At 63.3% G+C, this 21,601-nt stretch carries 16 protein-coding genes; 9 read left to right on the top strand and 7 right to left on the bottom strand.

Annotation, left to right across the window (positions count from 1 at the left end):
- Positions 1–32: 32 nt before the first annotated feature.
- Positions 33–2,006, bottom strand: coding sequence for a pilus assembly protein (locus tag FJ423_RS08740; RefSeq protein WP_181174750.1), 1,974 nt, complete (start codon positions 2,004–2,006; stop codon positions 33–35).
- Positions 2,007–2,204: 198 nt separating this feature from the next.
- On the bottom strand, positions 2,205–4,124 hold the full coding sequence (locus tag FJ423_RS08745; RefSeq protein WP_281408954.1) for a TadE/TadG family type IV pilus assembly protein: 1,920 nt from the start codon (positions 4,122–4,124) through the stop codon (positions 2,205–2,207).
- A 210-nt stretch (positions 4,125–4,334) separates the two neighbouring features.
- On the opposite strand from FJ423_RS08745, the gene FJ423_RS08750 reads away from it, so the two are divergent.
- Together FJ423_RS08750 and FJ423_RS08755 are read left to right on the top strand one after the other, a co-directional pair.
- Positions 4,335–5,195 (top strand): TIGR01459 family HAD-type hydrolase, encoded by an 861-nt coding sequence (locus FJ423_RS08750; protein ID WP_140840837.1) that lies wholly within the window; start codon positions 4,335–4,337, stop codon positions 5,193–5,195.
- Positions 5,196–5,227: 32 nt separating this feature from the next.
- On the top strand, positions 5,228–6,211 hold the full coding sequence (locus FJ423_RS08755; protein ID WP_140840839.1) for a bifunctional riboflavin kinase/FAD synthetase: 984 nt from the start codon (positions 5,228–5,230) through the stop codon (positions 6,209–6,211).
- Positions 6,212–6,369: 158 nt separating this feature from the next.
- Here the strand turns inward: FJ423_RS08755 and FJ423_RS08760 are convergent, their stop codons facing one another.
- The 4 genes from FJ423_RS08760 to FJ423_RS08775 all read right to left on the bottom strand — a co-directional run bounded on the left by FJ423_RS08760 (position 6,370) and on the right by FJ423_RS08775 (position 10,613).
- Entirely contained in the window at positions 6,370–6,924 is a 555-nt protein-coding gene (locus FJ423_RS08760; protein WP_095767869.1) for an HdeD family acid-resistance protein, read from the bottom strand.
- 184 nt (positions 6,925–7,108) lie between these two features.
- Positions 7,109–8,536, bottom strand: coding sequence for a glycosyltransferase family 1 protein (locus tag FJ423_RS08765; RefSeq protein WP_140840841.1), 1,428 nt, complete (start codon positions 8,534–8,536; stop codon positions 7,109–7,111).
- Positions 8,536–9,501 (bottom strand): glycosyltransferase, encoded by a 966-nt coding sequence (locus FJ423_RS08770; protein WP_181174752.1) that lies wholly within the window; start codon positions 9,499–9,501, stop codon positions 8,536–8,538. Before FJ423_RS08770 ends, FJ423_RS08765 begins: the two co-directional genes overlap by 1 nt.
- Before the next feature lie 110 nt (positions 9,502–9,611).
- The gene (locus FJ423_RS08775) at positions 9,612–10,613 is read right to left on the bottom strand and encodes a hypothetical protein (RefSeq protein WP_210239553.1); all 1,002 of its coding nucleotides are present in this window, start codon (positions 10,611–10,613) and stop codon (positions 9,612–9,614) included.
- 192 nt (positions 10,614–10,805) lie between these two features.
- Between FJ423_RS08775 and FJ423_RS08780 the strand changes: the two genes are divergently transcribed.
- The 4 genes from FJ423_RS08780 (at position 10,806) to FJ423_RS08795 (ending at position 16,940) form a co-directional block, all read left to right on the top strand.
- A complete protein-coding gene (locus FJ423_RS08780) occupies positions 10,806–11,888 on the top strand; it encodes a glycosyltransferase family 4 protein (RefSeq protein ID WP_348642885.1) in 1,083 nt (360 codons plus the stop codon).
- 120 nt (positions 11,889–12,008) lie between these two features.
- Entirely contained in the window at positions 12,009–12,806 is a 798-nt protein-coding gene (locus tag FJ423_RS08785) for a MipA/OmpV family protein (protein WP_095767864.1), read from the top strand.
- A 304-nt stretch (positions 12,807–13,110) separates the two neighbouring features.
- Positions 13,111–16,074, top strand: coding sequence for an isoleucine--tRNA ligase (gene ileS / locus FJ423_RS08790; RefSeq protein ID WP_140840849.1), 2,964 nt, complete (start codon positions 13,111–13,113; stop codon positions 16,072–16,074).
- A gap of 191 nt (positions 16,075–16,265) precedes the next feature.
- Positions 16,266–16,940 (top strand): hypothetical protein, encoded by a 675-nt coding sequence (locus FJ423_RS08795; protein WP_095767862.1) that lies wholly within the window; start codon positions 16,266–16,268, stop codon positions 16,938–16,940.
- Between the two features lie 79 nt (positions 16,941–17,019).
- Here FJ423_RS08795 and FJ423_RS08800 read toward each other — a convergent pair whose 3' ends face one another.
- On the bottom strand, positions 17,020–17,475 hold the full coding sequence (locus tag FJ423_RS08800) for a nucleoside deaminase (RefSeq protein WP_140840851.1): 456 nt from the start codon (positions 17,473–17,475) through the stop codon (positions 17,020–17,022).
- A 181-nt stretch (positions 17,476–17,656) separates the two neighbouring features.
- On the opposite strand from FJ423_RS08800, the gene FJ423_RS08805 reads away from it, so the two are divergent.
- From FJ423_RS08805 to FJ423_RS08815, 3 genes are all read left to right on the top strand, one after another.
- Positions 17,657–19,618 (top strand): pseudouridine synthase, encoded by a 1,962-nt coding sequence (locus FJ423_RS08805; protein ID WP_140840853.1) that lies wholly within the window; start codon positions 17,657–17,659, stop codon positions 19,616–19,618.
- A complete protein-coding gene (gene rsmD, locus FJ423_RS08810) occupies positions 19,599–20,153 on the top strand; it encodes a 16S rRNA (guanine(966)-N(2))-methyltransferase RsmD (RefSeq protein ID WP_140840855.1) in 555 nt (184 codons plus the stop codon). The genes FJ423_RS08805 and rsmD overlap by 20 nt, the downstream gene beginning before the upstream one ends.
- A gap of 84 nt (positions 20,154–20,237) precedes the next feature.
- Positions 20,238–21,599 (top strand): pitrilysin family protein, encoded by a 1,362-nt coding sequence (locus tag FJ423_RS08815; protein ID WP_140840858.1) that lies wholly within the window; start codon positions 20,238–20,240, stop codon positions 21,597–21,599.
- Positions 21,600–21,601 lie beyond the last annotated feature (2 nt).

The following is a 21,601-nucleotide window of genomic DNA, read 5'->3' on the forward strand; positions in this document are numbered from 1 at the left end:
GGGGAGATCAGCAGCTTCAGCGCTGGCCCCCCTTACCCAACCACGCGCAAATTGGACAGCTCGTTGGCAATCTCCTTGAAGTTGTCGGAGAGCGTTGCGCCGGTGGCGTTCCAGAACAGCTTGGCCGGTTTGCTGGGGTCGGTCGGATCCTTGCGGAAGCGGGAATCGGAAGAGCAGGCCTTCAGCGCGGCCATCGCCTTCTGGTCGCTTGAACTGATAGACGACATGTCGAGCGCCACCGTCATCACCATGATGTTGGCCGCCTTGGCATTGTCGCACAGCTTCGCCATCTGCTCGTTCATCGCCGCGGTGTAGTTGCTCGACGAATAGTTGAACTGGCCGATGGCGCTCGACGTGCCGCCGAACAGGCGGGTGACCGAGGTGCCGTTGTAGCCGACGCCGGTATAGCCATAGGCGGCGTAGGTCGACTTGTTGCCGGCCGGGTCGGAATTGACCGTCGAATAAGTGTTCTCGCCGTCGGTGAGCACGATGACGACCTTGTCGTTGCCGCGCTCGGATTCCGGACGGCCTTCGGTGAAGGGTTCGGCGCTCGAAACCGTGCGCCAGCCCCAGGCCATGCCTTCGGGCACATTGGTGTTGCCGTTGGGCTGCATCAGGTCGATCGCCGCCTTGATGGCGGCAAGCCCATCTGTTTGGGTGATGTCGGTGAGCGGCGTGATCGGTGTGGTGGTGCAGCTGTAATTCGGCCCGGCGCCCGAACTCAATACCGGAGCATTGATCGGCCGTGGCATGAAGTATTTGGCCATATTGGACTGCCTGATCTTGCCGGTGGTGCTCGACGGATCGTCGTTCCACCAACTGTTGGCGGCGCCATAGGTCACCGGCTTCGGTTCGTCAGGATCCTGTGTGACATACCAATGGTTGCCGGGCTCGTCGGGCGCGAACATCGGCACGAACATGGTCGCCGGATCGCCGACGCCGATGCCCGTGTTGTTCGGCCCGCCGGAGGCCGGCGTGTCGTTGACATTGTAGGGATAGGGCCGCACTTCCACGCAACCCTGCCAACTGGCGAACGGGCCATAGGTGTCGTTGTAGTCATATTCGTTGTGGCTGCGCTCGCAGGTATGGTTGTCGCGATATTCGTCGCAGACGACGCGCTTGCTGCCGGCGATGCGTTCGTGGCTGGTGACGACCTTCATATCCCGATAGAGCTCGAAACGGGTTAGTATCTGCCCTTCCTCCGCGCCCCAGCCGGTGCCCTTTTTATACCAGATGCCGTTGATTTTCTGGGCGTATTTGGCGGGAGCGTTCAGCGTCGACCAATCGAAATTCTCGTTGGCGATTGGCGACAGCCCGTAGGTGTCCATCCAGGAGGCATTGTCGTTGTTCGGCCCGACATTGACCGACGCCGCGAACGGCACGAGGCTGAACTGGACCGGCTTGTCGATCTGCTTGATCTGCGCCGCCTGCTGCCCCAGCGTGTCGACGAGCTGCTTGGCCGCCTGCTTGAGCAGGTCGATGCGCTTCTGTCCCGTGCCTGTGCCGGGCGTTGTCATGGAGCCTGAATTGTCGAGCACCATCGCCACTTCCAGCGTGTTCTTTAGCCGCACCTGGGAGTTCATGGCGAGGTTGATCGGCTTGTTCGCATCGACCGTGGATGCGCCGACGAGCAGCGAGGCGGACGGGTAGAAGTAAGGGTGGTAGTTCAGCGTCGCGCTCATCGTGAGCAGACCGCCGCCGGCCTGGCTGGTGGGCAGCGTGATGTTGAGCGAGATGTCGGCGGGGTCGATGTTGCTCAAATTGGCGTTGAAGAAGTCGACCGCATAGGCTCTGATCTGGTCATCCGTGGCGCCTTCGGCAAGCCGCCGCGCCGCGGCGAAATTGGCGGCATCGAGCGCGTTGAGCACCATCTGCTTCTGGCGGTTGAGCTCGCTGAAGTCGACGGCCATCGCCACTGCTCCCATCAGCGGCACCATGGCGATTGCGGTCATGAGCGCATAGTTGCCGCGGCGGTCACGGCAGAATTGATGCCAGAATTTGCGCATTTTTCTCGAGCGGCCCCCCGCCGGCGGATTCTCTGTCGGGCGACATTTCCACAAAACGCTGAAGGACCGGTTTGGCAAACCCCTCGATTGCTTAACGGCGACTTCACCAGCCGCTAACCAAATCATTTCCGATGGTGCGCCGCACGATGGAAACGCCCGCCTGGCGAGCGGGCGTCATCGATTGCTTGTCCGAGCAGATCAGCTGACGATGCGCAGGTTCGACAATTCGTTGCCGATTTCCTTGAAGTCGTCCGACAGCGTCGCGCCGGTCGAATTCCAAAACAGCTTCTTGGGCTTGCTGGGGTCGGTTGGATCCTTGCGGAAACGCGAATCCGACGAGCAACTCTTCAGCGCGGCCATCTGTGCCGCTTCGGCGCTGTTGCTGGAATCGAGGTCGAGCGCGATGGTCATGACAATGATGTTGGCGGCTTTGGCATTGTCGCACAGCGTGGCGAAATGCTCGTTCATGGCCTTGGTGTAGTTGGCATTCGAATAGTCGGTCTTGCTGACATTGCTGCTGGTACCGAGAAAAATGCGGCCATAGCTGTAGGTGGTATTGTACGGGTTCACATAACCCAGCGCCGAATAAGTAGATTTGGCACCCGCCAGGTCATTGGCCCCGAGCGAGTTTGGTGTGTAATACGTGTTGGCGCCGTCGGTCAGGACGATCAAGACCTTGTCATTACCTTTTTCATTTTCGGCGCGGCCCTCAGTGAACGGAGCTGTGCTGGAGAGAGTTCTCCAGCCCCAGGCCATGCCTTCCGGTACATTGGTGGCGCCGCTGGCGGCCATGGCATCGATCGCCGTCTTGACCGACGTTGCGCCTGCGGTTGTCGATACATCGGTGAGCGGCGTGATCGCGGTTGTGCTGCAACTGGTGTTTGGGCCTTCGTTCATGCCGTAGGCGGGCGTCACTTTGGTGCCGATGCCGGCATTGAAATATTTCGGCATATAGCGCTGCCGCGCCGCGTCTGTACCGCTTGATGCATCCAAGTGCCAATTGCTGTAAGCGGAACGCGAATAGCCGTCGGCGTTATCAGTCTCGTCAGGTGCGAACATAGGTACGAACATAGTCGCCGGTGTCGAGCTCGATGCCGCCGTATCCTGAATGTTGTAGGGGTAGGGGCGCGATTCGACGCAGCCGCCCCAGCTCGCAATTGGTGCGTACACAATGTTGGACGTGCAGTTGTTATTCCTGTCTTTGGTGCACGACGATATGCGCTTCATCCACTTGTAGATCGAGAAGCGCGTCAGCACATTATTCAACTGAGCTGGATCCCATGCCGAACCTTTCGCGTAGTAGTTGTTGCCGGATTTCACCGCGTATTGGTTGGGAGAGTTGGCCGAAGTGAGCGTCGACCAATCGAGGTTCTCCTGGTCGAGCGGCGAGAGGCCTGTGGTGTCCATCCAGGCAGCGTCGGCGTTTGCAGAGCCGACATTAACCGAGGCGGCGAAGGGCACCAGGCTGAACTGGACAGGCTTGGAAACTTGCTTCATCAACTGCGCTTGGCCGGCCAACTGGTCGACGAGCTGCTTGGCGGCACTCTTGAGCAGATCGAACCGCACCTTGTTCGAGACGCTGATATCGTTCATCGAGCCCGAATTGTCGAGCACCAGCGACACTTCCAGCGTGTTCTTAAGGCGGATTTCAGATCTGGCCGAGAAGTTGACGTTCGTCTGGCCCGGCGTTCCGCCAAGCAATGCGACCGCGGCCGGCAGGAAGTAAGGTTGGTACTTCAGGGCGGCTTCGAGCACCAGCGTGCCGCCGCCCGCATTGTTGTTGGGCAAGGTGACCGTCAGCGTGGTGTTCGCCGGAAGGACGTGCCTGAGATTGGCCTCGAAAAATGTCTTGGCATAGGCCTTGGCTTCGGCGTCGGTGGCGCCGGCGACGATATGCTGTGCCGTCGCGATGCCGGCGGCGTCCAGCGCGTTCAGCGTCTCCTGCCGCTCTCTTATGAGCTCGGTATAGTCGACCGCAAGCGCCACCCCGCCCATCAGCGGTATCATGGTGACGGCCGTCATCAAGGCATAGTTGCCTCGTCTGTCGCGTAGGAATTTGCGGATCAATGCCCTTAGCCCCCGCCAAGATCCTGTAGTTTCTCGTTTAGCATGATCCATGAATCGTTAAATTTTAGCTCCCTCGAAGCGTCAAGATCGCACGGTCGTTTGACTGGGCATTAACCCTGTGCACCGACGCGCCGTCGAAGGCCGATGCCGGAAAGCTGGTGACAGGATGAAGCGCTTCGGTTATGCGGGACCGGCCGTGGCGTCCTCTGAACTGAAGAATGGCTGTCGCGGTCTTGTCAGGATCGAAATCAGGGACACGGCATGGCGGATTCGCCTGACATTATCGCTTCGCTCGACGATCTTGCAGGGCGCTACGCCGCCATACTGTGCGACGTATGGGGCGTCGTGCACAATGGTGAATGGCACTTTCCGGCCGCTGCCGCGGCGCTTGCAAGGGCGCGCGCGGCGAATGTGCCTGTCGTGCTCATCACCAATTCGCCGCGTCGCAGCGCCGACGTCGTCGCCCAGATGAAGGTGATCGGGGTACCGGCCGACGCCTTTGACCGCGTCGTCACTTCGGGCGACGTGACCCGCGACCTGATCGCCGAAGGACCGAGGAAGATCTTTCACATCGGTCCCGCGCGCGATTTCACCCTTTATGATGGGCTCGACGTCGATCTCGTCGAGGAATTCGAGGCCTCCGGCATCGTCTGCACCGGCCTCTATGACGACGAGGTCGAGAAGCCCGCCGACTATGCGGAAATGCTGCAGCGGCTGCGTGCGCGCAATCTGCCGTTCATTTGCGCCAATCCGGATATCCTGGTGGAGCGCGGCGAGCGCACCATCTGGTGCGCCGGCGCGCTCGCGCGAGATTACGCGCAGCTGGGTGGCCGTACGCTGATTGCCGGCAAGCCCTTCGCGCCGATCTACGATGTCGCCATGAAGGAGGTCGCCGGCCTTCTTGGCCGCGCCGTCGAGCGCAGCGAGGTTCTCGCCATCGGCGACGGCATGATGACCGACGTCAAGGGCGCGGCCGACAACGGCTTTGACGTGCTCTATGTTTCGGGCGGCATCCACGCTCGCGACTATGGCGATCCGCTCCGCCCCGATCCTGAAAGGCTGGCCGGCTTCCTTGAAAAGCACGGCTACCGGCCGGTCGCCGTCATTGCGCGTCTGCAATAAGTTGGAGGTCTGGCCATGACGGGCGCCTCGACATGAACCAAGCCTTCCAACGTCTTTCGGCTGTCGCGCCGCTGCCCGCGCATCTGCGCGGCGGCGTCGTGGCGATCGGTAATTTCGACGGTGTCCATCGCGGCCATCAGTCCGTCCTGGAGCGCGCGCTGAGCGAAGCAACCCGCAATGGCGTGCCCGCTTTGGTGCTCACCTTCGAGCCGCATCCGCGCAAGGTGTTCCGGCCACAGGTGCCACTCTTCGTGCTGACGCCGCCGCCGATGAAGGCGCGGCTGCTCGCCGGACTTGGCTTTGCCGCTTTGGTCGAGCAGCCGTTCACGCGCGATTTTGCCTCGCTCTCGCCCGAGGCTTTCGTGACCGATGTGCTGGAGAAGAACCTCGGCATCCGCCACGCCGTCACCGGTTTCGACTTTCATTTCGGCAAGGACCGCCAGGGCGGGCCGGCCTTTCTGATGGCGGCCGGCGAACGGCACGGCTTCGGCGTGACGCTGGTCGACGCCTTCCGCGATGAAGGCGCGGAGGTGGTTTCATCGAGCCGCATCCGGGACCTGCTCGCCGAAGGCAAGGTGGAGGAGGCCGCCGGCCTGCTCGGCTACCGTTTCACCGTCGAGACTGAGGTGATTGGCGGTCAGCGGCTTGGTCGCACTCTCGGCTTCCCGACCGCCAATATGCGGCTTTCGCCGGAAGCGGCCTTGAAAGAGGGGATTTATGCCGTCCGCTTCCGTCGCGCCGACGGCGCGCTTCATGACGGAGTCGCCAGCTTCGGCCGGCGTCCCACCGTCGACGACAATGGCGCGCCGCTGCTCGAAACCTACGTCTTCGATTTTTCCGGCGATCTTTATGGCGAGACCTGCCAGGTGTCGTTCTTCGGCTTCCTGCGCCCGGAGCTCAAATTCGACGGCCTCGATGCGCTGGTAGCACAGATGAAAAAGGACGAGGCAGAGGCGAGGGCGCTGCTCAAGGGCGTGCGCCCGCTTTCGCAACTGGACGCCGAAATCGCGTTCTAGGCTGCGTTGATATTCAGGTGATGCCGGCCTGCGAACGACGGTTTCCTGCGCTTCCGGTGCTCACGTACGAGAAGTACGCTCCGCTCCGGTTCTCGGAAACCGCCGTTCTCGGCTCGGCCTGACCTGAATCTCAACACACCCTGGATCGCCGCTTGCTGCTACCGCTTCAGCGCCAGCCCGATGGCGATGAAGCTCCATCCCTGGAACACTAGATCGATCGCCAGGAAGAGGCCCAGCACCCAAAGGCTGTTCACCGGCCAGCCCATGGCAATCATCAGGCCGAGCACAATGGTGATGATGCCGGCGGCCAGCAGCCATCCCCAGCCTTGCTGTGGCCGATGATTGAAGGCCACCCAGGACCGCAAAAGTCCCGAAGCGACGAGCGCGATGGCCAATAGCAGCGTCAGCACCGCCGAGGCAAGCAACGGGTTGTCGAAGGCGAAGAAGCCGGCAACGGCGTAGAGCAGGCCGCTCAGCAGCCAGTAGAAGAAACGTCCCCAGGTCTTGACCCCGAAGGCGTGGATGATCTCGATGACACCTGCCATCAGCATTAGCCAGCCGACGACATAGACGGAAGCGACGGTGGCGATGAACAGATTGCCGAAAGCGATGCCGCCGAAGATCAGCAGCAACACGCCGAGCGCCACAAACCATCCCCATTTGTCCCGCGTCTGGCCGATCGCGTCTTTCAGAGCATCGCCTTGCAAAGTCATGATCTTTTCCCTCCGATGTCGCCGCGCCGCTTGCGGGTGAAAGGAAGGTAGTCCCGATGAACTTGAGCGTCCAGCGAGCAGCGCGGCGCCAGCGAAGCGCCGCCTTCGTCAGCCCGCCATTTGCCGACGAACCGACTTCGCCGGCGTCGGCCGGATGACCGCGATCGGCGGGCATACAGCGATTTCAACGTTGCGGCGTTTGGATTTCGTCAGGGAAGGGTGCCAGCGTCGCCTCCAGCGTCTCCCGGCCGGCCTGCCCCCAGCTTCGCGCCACGAAATATGCGGCCTTCGCCTCGTACGGAGCACGGGCCGCGGGCGAAGTGATCCACTCCCGCATCGCGTTTTCCCATCCTTCGACGTCGAGCGGATCGAGGCAGAGTCCCGACGAACCGACCACTTCGGCGATGGCTCCGCCCGTCGAGGCGATCAGCGCCTTGCCGTAGGCCAGCGCCTCGACAGGCGGCAGCCCATATCCCTCATAGAGCGACGGGTACACGCAGAACGCGCTGTTGCGGTAAAGAAGGGACAGCGTACCATCATCGACGTTGTCGAGATGAACGAGGCTCTTGCCGTAGGCAGGATGGCCGTGAAGCTTGGCCAGGATGCCGTCGACCATCCAGCCGCTGCGGCCGACGAAAACCAGCTTCATGCCGCTACGCGCGACTGTTCCGTCCAGGACGAGGCGCGTCCAGACATCCATGAGCAGCGAGTGGTTCTTGCGCGGTTCGATGGTGGAAACGAAGACCACGTAGCGATCCGTCTCAAGCCCATCCGGCAGGCGGCCGTCCGCCTTCGATTTGCGGGCACTGTCGCAGCCGAGAGGGACATGCTCCAGCTGCGGCAGGTGGATGCCGCGCTTGGCGGCATATTCCACGACATCGGTGGTGACGCGCCTCGAAGTCAGGATGAAACGGTCTGCCAGCCTCATCGCCAGATCCACATAATCCGTGAATCTCTTGACGTCGTGCGGCTTGTACCATTCGGGAAACTGGATCGGAATGATGTCGTTCAACAGCACGATCAGCTTTGCGCCGGCCAAGCGCGCCTCACGCGAAATGACCTCGATATCGGTGTGCGCCCAGTCGTTGTTCATCAAGAGCAGATGGTCGCCGGGCGAAAGGTCGTATTTGTTGCCGGCCACGGTCCTGAGCGGGACGATCCGGGCGCGTGAACCGCCCACGCCAGCGACTTGCCGCCGCTCGGTTTCCTTCATCAGCCGGTTTTCGATCCGCTCGAGGAAACGAAGCAAAGGGCTGCCGGGATTGCGCAGGCCGAACGCGCCGATTTCCATTATCAGGATCCGGCGCGGTCTGATGATCGCCATCAGCGACCGCCGTGCCCAGTTCGGCCAGCGATCGTAAAAACGCATCTTGAAGCGGGCAGGGTCCGGGTAAAAGCTCATGTCGCACGAAATGTCGCCGGCGATGATCTCCGCCGCCATGGTCGGCGAAACCTGTCTAAGCATCCGCTCGATCGGGTCGAACACCGTGAATGCCACCTCGGAGGCCTTGAATGCGGCCGCCGCGGCTGCGTAGTGGCGTTGCACGCGGACCAGGCCGACCGGGGGGCCGAGCCAGCGCACCATGCTGGAGAGATCGACGACAAGCCGCATCAGCTGGGCCGAATTCGTGCAGGACGCGCGATCATCCTGCGCCAGGCCAGTCGAGGTCCTAGCGCGAGCGTCCTGAAGGACGGGGCGCCGACAGCCGCAAGGAACAGCAGCTTGCAAGTGACGGCCATGGGTATGCCCGCGGTTCGCAACAGCAACTCGATGTCGCGTCTTTCCAGGCTGGAGATGCCGGCCCCTGTGGCGGCGCGCGATGCCAGAAAGCTCGCGATGGCCTGCGCGGGTTGGCTGTTGGCGTCGAACGGCTCGGTGCGATTGCGACGCAGCAGCGCCGACTGCCTAGCCAATGCCGCGGCAGCCTTCTGCTGATCCTGCTTCATGCGCGATACCTGTCCCGGATGCGATCTCAGCTTCACGAGCCGCGCATCCATGTTGGCCAGTTTTCCGGTCTCGGAAAGCCGCAGCCAAAGATCGTAGTCCTCGGCATAGGTGAACGCCCGACGGTAGCCTCCCGCGCGCCGGACGGCCTCGGTCAGGAACATCACCGTCGGATGAAGCATCGGATTGTACCTGGCAAGCGCGTCCCGCAACTGGTCGTTGCCGGCCGGAACGTCTATCTGCCCCAACGGGTTTCCGTCCCGGTCGATCTGCAATCCCGCCGTGCCGAGCAACTGCAAATCGGCGTCGGCCTGGAAACACGCCACCTGCAGGCGCAACCTGTTGGACAGCGAGATATCGTCGCAATCCATGCGCGCGGCAAGAGGGGCCCGCGCGAGCGAAATCCCCATGTTCAGCGCATCGACGATCCCCTTGCCGTGGTTGGCGACAACTTTGACGCGGCCATCACGGTTGCCGATCGATGTCGCGATCGCGGCGCTGTCGTCGCAAGATCCGTCGTCGACAACGATGATTTCGATATCCGCCAGATCCTGGTCCAGGATGCTTTGCAGGGCCTCGCCGACATATTGCGCGCCGTCTCGCACCGGAATGATGACGCTTACTGTCGGCAATGGAACTTTCCTTGCGATGATCGGTCGCGACCGAATGGCCGTTGAATTCTCGGATGTCGGCAGCCTGGCTTCAAAATTCCAATTCCAAAGTTTCCTCGGTCTGTCGACCGTCAATTTCCTTGTCGCGCCGATCCGAGCGGGACCTCAAGTGCGGGCGCGAGCAGCCGCAGCACCGCCTCACGCTTTTTCGCCTTCAACGAGAGGTCGCCATCGAGGCCGACTTCATGAAGCCAGCTTCCCCGCCATTCGCAATAGGCCCGTCTGAGCTCAACCCCAGGCAAGGCCGCGAATGCGGTTATCGGCCGTTGCGGAACTGTGCTCGGATCCATATACCGATAGAGCGCCTCCCAGTTGGCTCCGCCGGTGTCGAGGCCGGCGAACCAGTCGAGCCCGAAATCGAGAGGCTTGCGGCCGACGGCGTCGAATCGGAAGAAGCAATAGCCAGCCCACAAATACCATCGCGAGCCTGCCCTGCGGAGGTCGCCGTGAAACGGCGCAACTTCAAGAGGCTCGAAAGGGTCGCATGGCTGCGTCGGGAAAAGATCCTGGTCCAGGAATCCGAAGGCGGTCGGCGCGGCAGGCTTCAGAATATTGTGCCACATCCAGTTGAGCGCCGCGCCATGGGACCGGCTCGGGCTTCTTGCGGTCCACGGATTGGTCGGCAGCCTAACATGCGCGGCGCCATGGGTTGCGCATACCTGCCTGTTGTCGCGTGCGGAAGCTTCGCTGATGCTGTTGTCGGCAACGATGTGGAGATCATGGCGAACGAATCGTCTCGTCAGCCGCAACTGCAATTCCAGGCACTGAGCATCGCCGAAAGCGACGGTAATCAGGACATGGCGATCGCGGGCGGCGGCACGGATCCCTTGGATATCGCCATTCTTGAGCGGCTGACGCAGAAACCTTCGGTCGATTTTCCGGTAACGGGCACTCTTGACGGCATGCAGCAACGGCTGCAGCCTCAGCCATTGCCGCAAGTCATATTCGCGCAGGGCCTTTGGCACGGCCGCCGCGGCTTTCAGTCGGACCCGGCTTGGTAGCCACGATCGCCCCGTGGAATTTTCATGCGCGCTCCAATTGAGTTTTTTGAAAAAGCTCGAATGCAACAGCATCCAGGTCTCTTGATAACGGGCTATATACAGCATATGCGTCTTTTCAACACGACCAACATTTGAGCGCCCGGCGTGTTTGTTTGAATGGGGAAGTCTGGGGCGCACCCGGGGTCTCTCTCCGATCTGACTTGGGGGTGGGGTGGCGCTCCGGAAAACGCGATGAGAATCTGCTGCGCAATCTCTACCCTCTTCATGAATGGGGGTCTGCAGAGGGATTGTCTCAATATCAGCGACCGATTGGTCGGGCGCGGCCACAGCGTGACGATCCTGACGACGCGCCAGGTCGGTCATGTCGAGAGCTCGGCTACGATAAAAATCCAGCCGGCAAGGGTTCTCTCCAATCCGGGCACCGAATATGCGCTGGGAAGGTCGGTGCTGACGGCCAGGCGCGACTTCGACTGCGTGGTCGGTTTCAACAAGATGGCGGGTCTGGACATCTACTATGCCGGCGATCCGCCCTATTTTGTGTCGAAGCTCGGATGGTGGCGGCCGTTTTCGCCCCGCTTCATGCGCCAGCAGAATCTCGAATCGATGATCTTTGCCCCTGGCAACACCGTGCAGATCATTGCGCTCAGCGAAAACCAGGCAGCGCTTTACCGAGACTTCTGGCGAACCGAGGAATCGCGCATTCACGTCGTCGGCCCGACGCTCGATCCGAAACGCCGCAGACCGGAACTGCTCACTGTCGACCGCAATGAGATCCGCGATCGTTTTGGGCTTCCCCGCAAATCCGTCATTGCCTTGACCATCGCCAACAGATTGAAGGTGAAGGGTCTCGATCGGGCGGTAAAGGGCCTGCAGCCGTTCCCGGATATCCATTGGCTGATCGCCGGTCTTCGAAAAGGCAGCGAGGAAGAAACGCGACTTCGCGCCCTGATTGCCAAATCCGGCATGTCGGAACGGGTTACCCTGCTGGGCATCCAGGAAGACATTCCGGCGATTGTGGTTGCAAGCGATTTCATGCTGCATCCGGCTCGTCTTGAAAATACAGGCACGGTGATCCTCGAGGCACTCGCAAACGGCTTGCCCGTCATCGCATCGGACGCCTGCGGATATGCAAAATATGTCGAAGCCAGCGGAGCGGGGCTGGTTGTGGCCAACCGCGACGATCCTGAAATCTGGCGGCAGGCAATCCTGAAGGCCGGCAACCCGGCGGTCCCCGCGCAATGGCACAAGGCGGCTCTTGCCTACGGGGCATCAAATCCGCTTACCGGCGGACTGGAAGCGGCCTGCGATCTGATAGAGACGTCTCGCCGCACCCGGCGTGCCGCCTAATTCGTCCGTCGATTCCGCTGGTTCCGACGTCATGACTTTAAGTCAAATTTTACCGAACGCACGGCATGGCTTGAGCGCTGGCAGGTGGTGCTGCCGGCGCGTTTCGCGTAAGGGGTGACGATGCGTATTGTCGGGACGATTCCGCTGGCCGTTGCCATGGGCCTGTCCACCGCGCCCGTCGCCCAGGCGGGCGAGGGCAGCTGGATATCCGGCGACTGGTATCTGACGCTCGGCGCCACAGCACTGGTCGCGCCGAATTTCGAGGGCGGCAAGAAATATATGCTCAGCGCCCAGCCGATCATTTCGCTCGGCAAGGTCGGTCCGGAGGCGCGTTTCACCTCGCGCAACGACAACATCTCGCTGGCGCTGATCGATGACGGTTCCGTTCGCGCCGGCTTGACCGGCAAATTCATATTCTCGCGCGAGAGCAAGGATGAGCTCAAGGGGCTCGATCCGGTGCGCTTCGGCGGCGAGGTGGGCGGCTTCTTCGAATTTTATCCGCTGGACTGGTTGCGCGCGCGGGCCGAGTTGCGGCATGGCATCCGCTCCCACAACGGCTTCGTCGCCGATATCGCGGCCGACGCCTTCTACGACATCACGCCGACCGTTCGCATCTCCGGCGGTCCGCGCGTTTCCTTCGCCTCGTCGGACTATTTCGACGCCTATTACGGCGTCAATGCCAAGGAAGCGGCGGCTTCGGGCTTGAGCGAGTACCATCCGGGCGGCGGTGTGAAGTCGACAGGCCTCGGCGGCGCGATCACCTGGAAGGTGACCGAGCCGATGACGGCGAGCGTCTTCACCGAATATTCGCGCCTGATGGGGCCGGCTGCCGATTCCAGCCTGGTCAAGGAACGGGGCGACCGCAACCAGTGGACCTTCGGTGTCTCGACCACTTACCGCTTCAATTTCACGATGTAGGTCGCGAAAGCGGCCTCATGCCTTGAAATCCGCGCTTTATTCCTGCCGCGCCATCCGCTAAAAGCCACGCCATGACGAGCTTTTCGCGCCTTTTCGCGATCGCGATACGAATTACGGGCCCGGTGTTCCGGGCGGCCTGAGCGCCGCTGGAGCCGCCGGGAGTTTTCGCGCGCGCCCCTCGCGTTTTTTCATGAACATCAACGCATATCGCCCAAAGGTGGCTTCGTTTTGGGAAAACGATATGCGTCAAGGCAAGACCTGAACGCCCGGCTTTTGTCGTCGGGTACCCTGAGATGGCAGATCAATGACCGACACTGTTGAGACGATCGACTATTCCAAAACGCTTTATTTGCCGCAGACGGATTTCCCCATGCGCGCCGGCCTGCCCGAGAAGGAGCCTGGCCTGGTCAAGCGCTGGCAGGACATGGACCTTTACAGAAAGCTGCGCGAGGAGGCCGCCGGCCGCGAGAAATTCGTGCTGCATGACGGCCCGCCCTACGCCAACGGCAACATCCATATCGGCCATGCGCTGAACAAGATCCTCAAGGACGTCATCAACCGCTCCTTCCAGATGCGCGGCTATGACGCCAACTACGTGCCGGGTTGGGACTGCCACGGCCTGCCGATCGAATGGAAGATCGAGGAGCAGTATCGCGCCAAGGGCAAGAACAAGGACGAGGTGCCGGTCAACGAGTTCCGCAAGGAATGCCGCGACTTCGCGGCTCATTGGATCAAGGTGCAGGGCGACGAGTTCCAGCGCCTCGGCGTCATCGGCGATTTCGGCAATCCCTATACGACCATGGCTTACCATGCCGAGTCGCGTATTGCCGGCGAACTGCTGAAATTCGCCATGTCCGGCCAGCTCTACCGTGGCTCGAAGCCGGTGATGTGGAGCGTGGTCGAGCGTACCGCGCTCGCCGAGGCCGAGGTCGAGTATCAGGACTATGAGAGCGACACGATCTGGGTGAAGTTCCCCGTCGCGAGTCTTGCCCAGCCGGTCGCCGGCGCCGCGCCGGCGCTGGACGAGGCCGCGCTCGATCTGGTCGAGGCGCATGTCGTCATCTGGACGACCACGCCCTGGACCATTCCCGGCAACCGCGCCGTGAGCTATTCGCCGCGCATCGCCTATGGCCTCTATGAGGTGACGGCGGCCGAGAACGCCTTCGGTCCGCAGCCCGGCGAGAAGCTGATTTTTGCCGACGCGCTGGCCGAGGACTGTGCGGCCAAGGCCAAGGTCACGTTCAACAGGCTTCATAGCGTCTCGGCCGAACAGCTTGGGAAGCTTACGCTTTCGCATCCTTTCAAAGGGCTCGGCGGCGGCTATGAATTCCCGGTGCCGATGGTTGCCGGCGAGCATGTCACCGACGATGCCGGCACCGGCTTCGTGCACACCGCGCCCGGCCATGGCCGCGAGGATTTCGACGCCTGGATGGAAGCCGCGAGCGAACTGAGGGCGCGCGGCGTCGATACCGCGATCCCCTTCACGGTCGACGATGCCGGCTTCTTCACCAAGGACGCGCCGGGCTTCGGCCCCGGGCGCGAGGGCGGTGCGGCGCGCGTCATCGATGACAACGGCAAGAAGGGCAACGCCAATCAGGCGGTCATCGACGAGCTGATCAAGCGCAACGCGCTCTTCGCGCGCGGCCGGCTGAAGCACAGCTATCCGCACTCCTGGCGCTCCAAGAAGCCGGTCATCTTCCGCAACACGCCGCAATGGTTCGTCTATATGGACAAGGACCTTGGCGACGGCACGACGCTGCGCGGTCGCGCGCTGAAGGCGATCGACGGCACCCGCTTCGTGCCGGCGGCGGGCCAGAACCGCATCCGCGCCATGATCGAGGAGCGCCCGGATTGGGTGCTGTCGCGCCAGCGCGCCTGGGGCGTGCCGATCGCCGTCTTCGCCGACGAGGACGGCAATGTGCTGAAGGACGAGGCCGTCAACCGGCGCATCATGGACGCTTTCGAGAAGGAAGGCGCCGACGCCTGGTTCGCCGAGGGCGCCAAGGCGCGCTTCCTCGGCAATCACGATGCCTCGAAATGGCACCAGGTGATGGACATCCTCGACGTCTGGTTCGATTCCGGCTCGACGCATGTCTTCACGCTGGAAGACCGTCCGGATCTCAAATGGCCGGCCGACGTCTATCTCGAGGGCTCGGATCAGCATCGCGGCTGGTTCCATTCCTCGCTGCTCGAAAGCTGCGGCACCAGGGGCAGGGCGCCTTACGACACGGTCATCACCCATGGCTTCACCATGGACGAGGAAGGCCGCAAGATGTCGAAGTCGCTCGGCAACACTGTCGTGCCGCAGGACGTCATCAAACAGTCCGGCGCCGATATCCTGAGGCTCTGGGTGGTGACGACCGATTATTGGGAAGACCAGCGCCTCGGCAAGAACGTGCTGCAGACCAATATCGACGCCTACCGCAAGCTCAGGAACACCATCCGCTGGATGCTGGGCACGCTCGCCCATGACGACGGCCAGGATGTGCCGGTCGAGGCGATGCCGGAACTGGAACGGCTGATGCTGCATCGGCTGTCCGAGCTGGACGAGGTGGTGCGCCAGGGCTACGACGCGTTCGAGTTTAAGCGCATCACCCGCACGCTACTGGACTTCATGGTGGTGGAGCTTTCGGCCTTCTATTTCGACATCCGCAAGGACGCGCTCTACTGCGACGCGCCGTCGAGCCTGCGCCGCAGGGCGGCCGTGCAGGTGGTGCGCCACCTCTTCGAATGCCTGGTGAAGTGGCTGGCGCCGATGCTGCCCTTCACCACCGAGGAAGCCTGGCTCGACCGCCATCCGCAAGCCGTATCGGTGCATCTCGATCAGTTCCCGGCGATCCCGCAGAACTGGCGCAACGAGGCGCTGGCCGAGAAATGGCGCAAGGTAAGGCAAGTGCGCCGTGTCGTCACCGGCGCGCTTGAGATCGCGCGCGCCGAGAAGCTGATCGGTTCGTCGCTCGAAGCGGTGCCGGTGGTGACGCTCGACGACGCGGTGCTGGAAGCAGCGATCGCCGATGTCGACATGGCCGAGATGGCGATCACCAGCGACCTCGTCGTCAAGCATGGCAAAGCCCCGGAAGGCGCCTTCACGCTCGACGACGTCAAGGGCGTGGCGGTGGTGGTGGAGAAAGCCGAGGATCGCGGTCTGATCAAATGCGCGCGCTCCTGGCGCTACACCGCCGATGTCGGCCAGGACCCGGAATTCCCGGACGTTTCGGCCCGCGATGCGGCCGTGCTGCACGAGCTGAAGGCGCTTGGCCGTCTATAAGCCGGTGCAAAAGCAGCGCGCCGGGTGGCCGGAAACCCGCCCGTGCGTTGCCCTTGACGAGCGGTTGAGGTAAACACGCGACACTCCGGCAGACAAATTGTCGCCGGATTTCCATCGCAAATGCGGGGAAGCAGGGGACCGTGCCCTTGGCCGGTGGCGACCGAAAGGCTGTTAGAGTGGGACTTTTTGGCATGACCGACAGAACGTTTGCGCGCGCCGCGCTGATGGCGCCGCTTGTGGTATCGGCCATCGCAATGTCCGGCTGCGTGAGCTCGCCCACCTACGGGACCGGCAAGACCGCTGCCGCGCAGCTCTTCGATGATGTTTCCGGCGCTGCCGCGATCACGCCGAAGCGTCGCGATCCGATCGACTACAAGCCGCGTCCTGAACTGGTGAAGCCAGCTCCTGGGCAGAAGGAAAGCTTGCCCGCGCCGCAGCAGAGCATCCAGACGGCGAGCGCCGACTGGCCCGAATCGCCGGAGGCGCGCCGCGCCCGCATCCGCGCCGACGCCACCGCGCACCAGAACGATCCGAACTACCAGCCTGAAGCGGCCGAGGATGTCCAGACCGATCCCGAAGCGGTGAAGAAGGCGATGGCGGATTCGGGTTCCAGCCACCCGCCGCGCTGGTCGCCGGATGATTCCAGCGCCACGCGCCGCGCCGAGGTTCAGCGCCGGCTGGCCGAACAGAAGCAGGGCGATCCGACCACTCGCAAATATCTGAGCGAGCCGCCGCTTGCCTATCGCCAGGCGGCCGCCACCGCGCCGCAGAACGAGCTCGGCGAGGACGAGTACAAGAAGGAGCGCCGTCTCAAGGCGCAGGCCGAAGGCAAGAAGGGCGGCTGGTTCGACTGGCTCGGCCTGTGAAATAGTCAGTAGTCAGTAGTCAGTAGTCAGTAGTCAGTGGTGACTGCTTCACTACTCACTAACCACTACTCACTACACCTCACCCGCCATTCCGTCTCTCGCGAAAAAAATCCTTGAGGATGAGGGCGGCGTCGCTTTCGCCGATCCCCGCATAGACATCCGGCGCGTGGTGGCAGGTGGGCGAGGCGAAGAAGCGCGCGCCGTTGACCACCGCGCCGCCTTTCTCGTCGGCGGCGCCGAAATAGAGCCGCCGCAGCCGGGCGAAGGAGATCGCGCCGGCGCACATCGCGCAGGGCTCCAGCGTCACATAGAGATCGTGGCCTGTGAGACGCTCGCTTGCGAGCTTCCGGCAGGCCTCGCGGATCGCCAGCATCTCGGCATGCGCGGTCGGGTCCGAGAATTCGCGCGTGCGGTTGCCGGCTTTCGCGACCACCGTGCCGCCATTGGCGATCACGGCGCCGACCGGCACTTCGCCGCGGCCGGCGGCCGCTTCGGCCTCTTCAAGCGCCAGGGCCATGAAATCCGGTCGTTTCAAGCGGTCTCCATTCCGATTACTCCTCGCCACCCGACAGCGATCCTGTTATCTAGCGCGAGACCTTGAAAACCGGAATCGGTTTTTGCCGCGCTGGCATATGCGCAATAATCAAGATGACACCGCCTGCGCTGGGCGTCCGAAAGGGCGTGCTGCGCTGTAGCAGGTGAAGACGAGCGAAGTAATGAACGACGACAAGAAATCTCCACGCGGGCCGCGCAAAGGCGGCTCGAAACCGGCGGGCCGGCGAGACGGCAAGCCGGCCTACGGCGCCAAGAAGCCGTTCGCCAAGCGCGAGCGGCCCGCCGCTGCCGAAGGCGAGCGCCGTTATGGCGAGCATAGCTATAAGCCACGCGAAACGGGTGAGGGCGCTGGGCGTGCCGAAAAGCCGTTCCTCAAAGGTCCGCGCCGTGACGGCAAGCCCTTCGAGAAGCGCGATGGCCGCAAGCCTTACACACCGCGCGGCGACCGGCCAATGGCGGCCGAAGGCGAGCGCCCGGCCCGCGACTTCAAGCGCAGCTACAAGCCGCGTGAAACGGGGGAAGGCGGGGAGCCTGGCGACAGGCCGTACCGCAAAGGTCTGCCGCGCGACGGCAAGCCCTTCGACAAGCGTGAGAGCCGCAAGCCTTATACGCCGCGTGGCGACCGGCCGGTAGCGGCCGAAGGCGAGCGGGGCGAACGACGTTTCGACCGTCCCAAGCGCGAATTCGGTGATCGCCCGGTACGCGACTTCGCCGACCGGCCGAAGCGCGACTTCAGCGATCGCCCGCCGCGCGACGCCACCGCAAGAAAGCCGGAAGGCGGCTTCAAGCCACGGCCGCGGCCCTCGGAAGCGGCATCGGAAAGCGGCGAGCGCATCGCCAAGCGGCTGGCGCGCGCCGGCATCGCGTCGCGCCGCGACGCCGAAGAACTGATCGCGGCCGGCCGCGTCAAGGTCAACGGCAAGGTGCTGGACTCGCCGGCCTTCAATGTCGGCGCCGACGACATCATCCATCTCGACGGCACCGAGATTCCGCCGATCGAGCGCACGCGTCTCTTCCTGTTCCACAAGCCGGCGGGAGTCGTCACGACCAACCGCGATCCGGAAGGCCGCAGGACCGTCTTCGACGTGCTGCCGCCCGACCTGCCGCGGCTGATGACGATCGGCCGGCTCGACATCAACACCGAGGGCCTGCTGCTTTTGACCAATGACGGCGGGCTGTCGCGCGTGCTCGAATTGCCGGCGACCGGCTGGCTGCGGCGCTATCGTGCGCGCGTCCACGGCAAGGTCGAGGAGAGCGCGCTCGCCGGCCTGCGCGAAGGCATCGCCGTCGACGGCGTCTTCTACGGCTCGATCGAAGCCTCGCTGGATCGCGAGCAGGGCTCCAATGCGTGGCTGACGCTCGGCCTGCGCGAAGGCAAGAACCGCGAGGTGAAGAACATACTCGGCGCGCTTGGCCTCGACGTGACGCGGCTGATCCGCATCTCCTACGGGCCGTTCCAGCTCGAGGACCTGCCGGAGGGCCATGTGCTCGAGATCAAGGGCCGCGTGTTGCGCGAACAGCTTGGCGAGCGGCTGATCGAGGAGTCCGGCGCCAATTTCGATGCCGAGATCCAAAAGCCGTTCTCCAACAAGCCGGTGCGCGGCGGCGGGCCTCGCCGTGAAGAGACCGACCGGCCGAAATTCACGCGCGACGGCGACCATCGACCGATCGGCGAGGGCGGGCTGATCAAGGCGCGCAAGCGCCGCGAAGGCAGCCGCGACGAGGCGCTGAGCAAGCTCTCGACAAAGCCGGACAGGGCATTTGGGCCGGACAGGGCGTTCGGCGAGCGCGGCCCGAAATCCGACCGCGGCGGTTTCGGCGACAAGCCGCGGTTTGGGGGCAAGAAATCCGAGCGCGAGCAGCGGCCGATCGAGCCGCCGGGCCAGCGCAAGGCCAATGTCTGGATGGCGCCGGGCGCCCGGCCGATCGGCAAGGGCAGGGCGGAGGCCGATGCCGCCAAGGCCGCCGAGGCGAAGGCGCGCAAGGCATCCTACAAGCCGGGCGGCAAGGGCAAGCCGAGCGCGAAGCCGTTCGGCAAGCCTCGCGGCGAGCGTCCTGAAGGCGATGGCGGCGACAGGCCGCGCGGTCCGAAGAGGGGCGGCGATGCGGATCGTCGGCGGTGAATTCCGCGGGCGTCCGCTGGCGACGCCGAAAAGCAATGCCATCCGCCCGACCACCGACCGCACCCGCGAGGCGGTGTTCAACGTCCTGGCGCATCGCTACGCGGAAAAGCTCGACGGCGGCCGCGTGCTCGACCTTTTCGCCGGCACCGGCGCGCTCGGACTTGAGGCGCTGTCGCGCGGCGCCTCCTACTGCGTCTTCATCGAAGAATCGACCGAAGGGCGAGGTCTGATCCGCGAGAACGTCGAGGCCTATGGGCTCACCGGCCGCACCAAGATTTTTCGTCGCGACGCCGCTCATTTGGGCGAAGCCGGCACGATCTCGCCCTTCGGCCTGATCTTCGCCGACCCGCCCTATGGCAAAGGGCTCGGCGAGCGCGCGCTGCGCTCGGCCAAGGCCGGCGGCTGGCTTCTGCCTGGCGCGCTCTGCGTCGTCGAGGAGGCTGCCTCGGCGGCGTTCGAACCGGGCGCCGGTTTTTCCGTGATGGACGAGCGCAATTACGGCGAAACGGTCATCCGCTTCATCGAGGCCAACTAGCCTCGCCTCGAAAATGCCGAACAAATCACTTTGCCTCACCAGCGAACCTTGCCTATCGTCGCGCAACCGCGACCGGAGAACTTGATGAGACAAACAGGGATTGGGCTGCGCGCAGCGCTTCTGGCGGGCGCGCTGGCGCTTGCCGCGGCCGCTCCGGCCCGCGCGGCCGATGATGGCGAGGTCAAGGATTTCCTGCTCGACAACGGCATGGAAGTGGTCATCATCCCGGACCATCGCGCCCCGATCGTCACCCACATGGTCTGGTACAAGATCGGCAGCGCCGACGAGCCGCCCGGCAAATCCGGCATCGCGCATTTCTTCGAGCACCTGATGTTCAAGGCCACGACAAATCACGCCGCCGGCGAGTTCGACCGTGCCGTGTCCGAGATCGGCGGCTCCAACAACGCCTTCACCTCTTACGACTACACCGCCTTCCACGAGACGGTGCCGCCTTCGGCGCTCGAGCAGATGATGGGCTTCGAGGCCGATCGCATGCGTAACCTCATCCTGACCGACGATGTCATCAAGACCGAGCGCGACGTGATCCTGGAGGAGCGCCGCTCGCGCATCGACGGCAACCCGCAGGCGGTGCTCGACGAGGAGGTCGACGCGACGCTCTGGCAGAACCAGCCTTACCGCATTCCGGTGATCGGCTGGATGCAGGAGATGGAGCAGTTGAACCGTCCGGACGCGAAAGCCTTCTACGACGCCTATTATCGGCCGAACAACGCCGTGCTGGTGGTGGTGGGCGACGTCGATCCCAACGCGGTGAAGGCGATGGCCGAAAGGACCTATGGCAGGGTCGCCCGCGGCCCGGACCTGCGGCCGCGCATCCGTCCCGTCGAGCCCGAGCAGAACACGAAGCGCACGGTGACGCTCACCGACGCGCGCGTCTCGGTGCCGAGCTTTTCGACGCAATGGGTGGTGCCGTCCTATCATACGGCCAAGCCCGGCGAAGCCGAGGCGCTCGACCTGCTTGCCGAGATACTCGGCGGCGACAACCGCAGCAGGTTGTACCAGCAGCTCGTCGTCAAGCAGGGTATCGCTTCCGAGGCCGGCGCCTACTTCCAGGGCACCATGCTCGACGCCACCAACTTCACCGTCTATGGCGCCCCGCGCGGCGACGCCAAGCTTGTCGATATCGAGGCGGCGGCCGATGCCGAGATCGCCCGCATCGTCAAGGACGGCGTGAGCGACGATGAGCTGGAGCGGGCCAAGACCCGTTATGTGCGCTCCATGATCTTTGCGCGCGACAAGCAGGACGACATGGCCAACATGTACGGCACGACGCTTGCGACGGGCGGCAATGTCAAGGACGTCCAGGAATGGCCCGACCGCATCCGCAAGGTAACCGCCGATGAAGTCAAGGCGGTCGCTGCCCGCTATCTGGTGCTCGATCGCTCAACCAGTGGCTATCTCTTGCCGCAGCAGCAGGCGGGGAATTGATG

Source organism: Mesorhizobium sp. B2-8-9, from assembly GCF_006439475.1.
GTDB lineage: Bacteria > Pseudomonadota > Alphaproteobacteria > Rhizobiales > Rhizobiaceae > Mesorhizobium.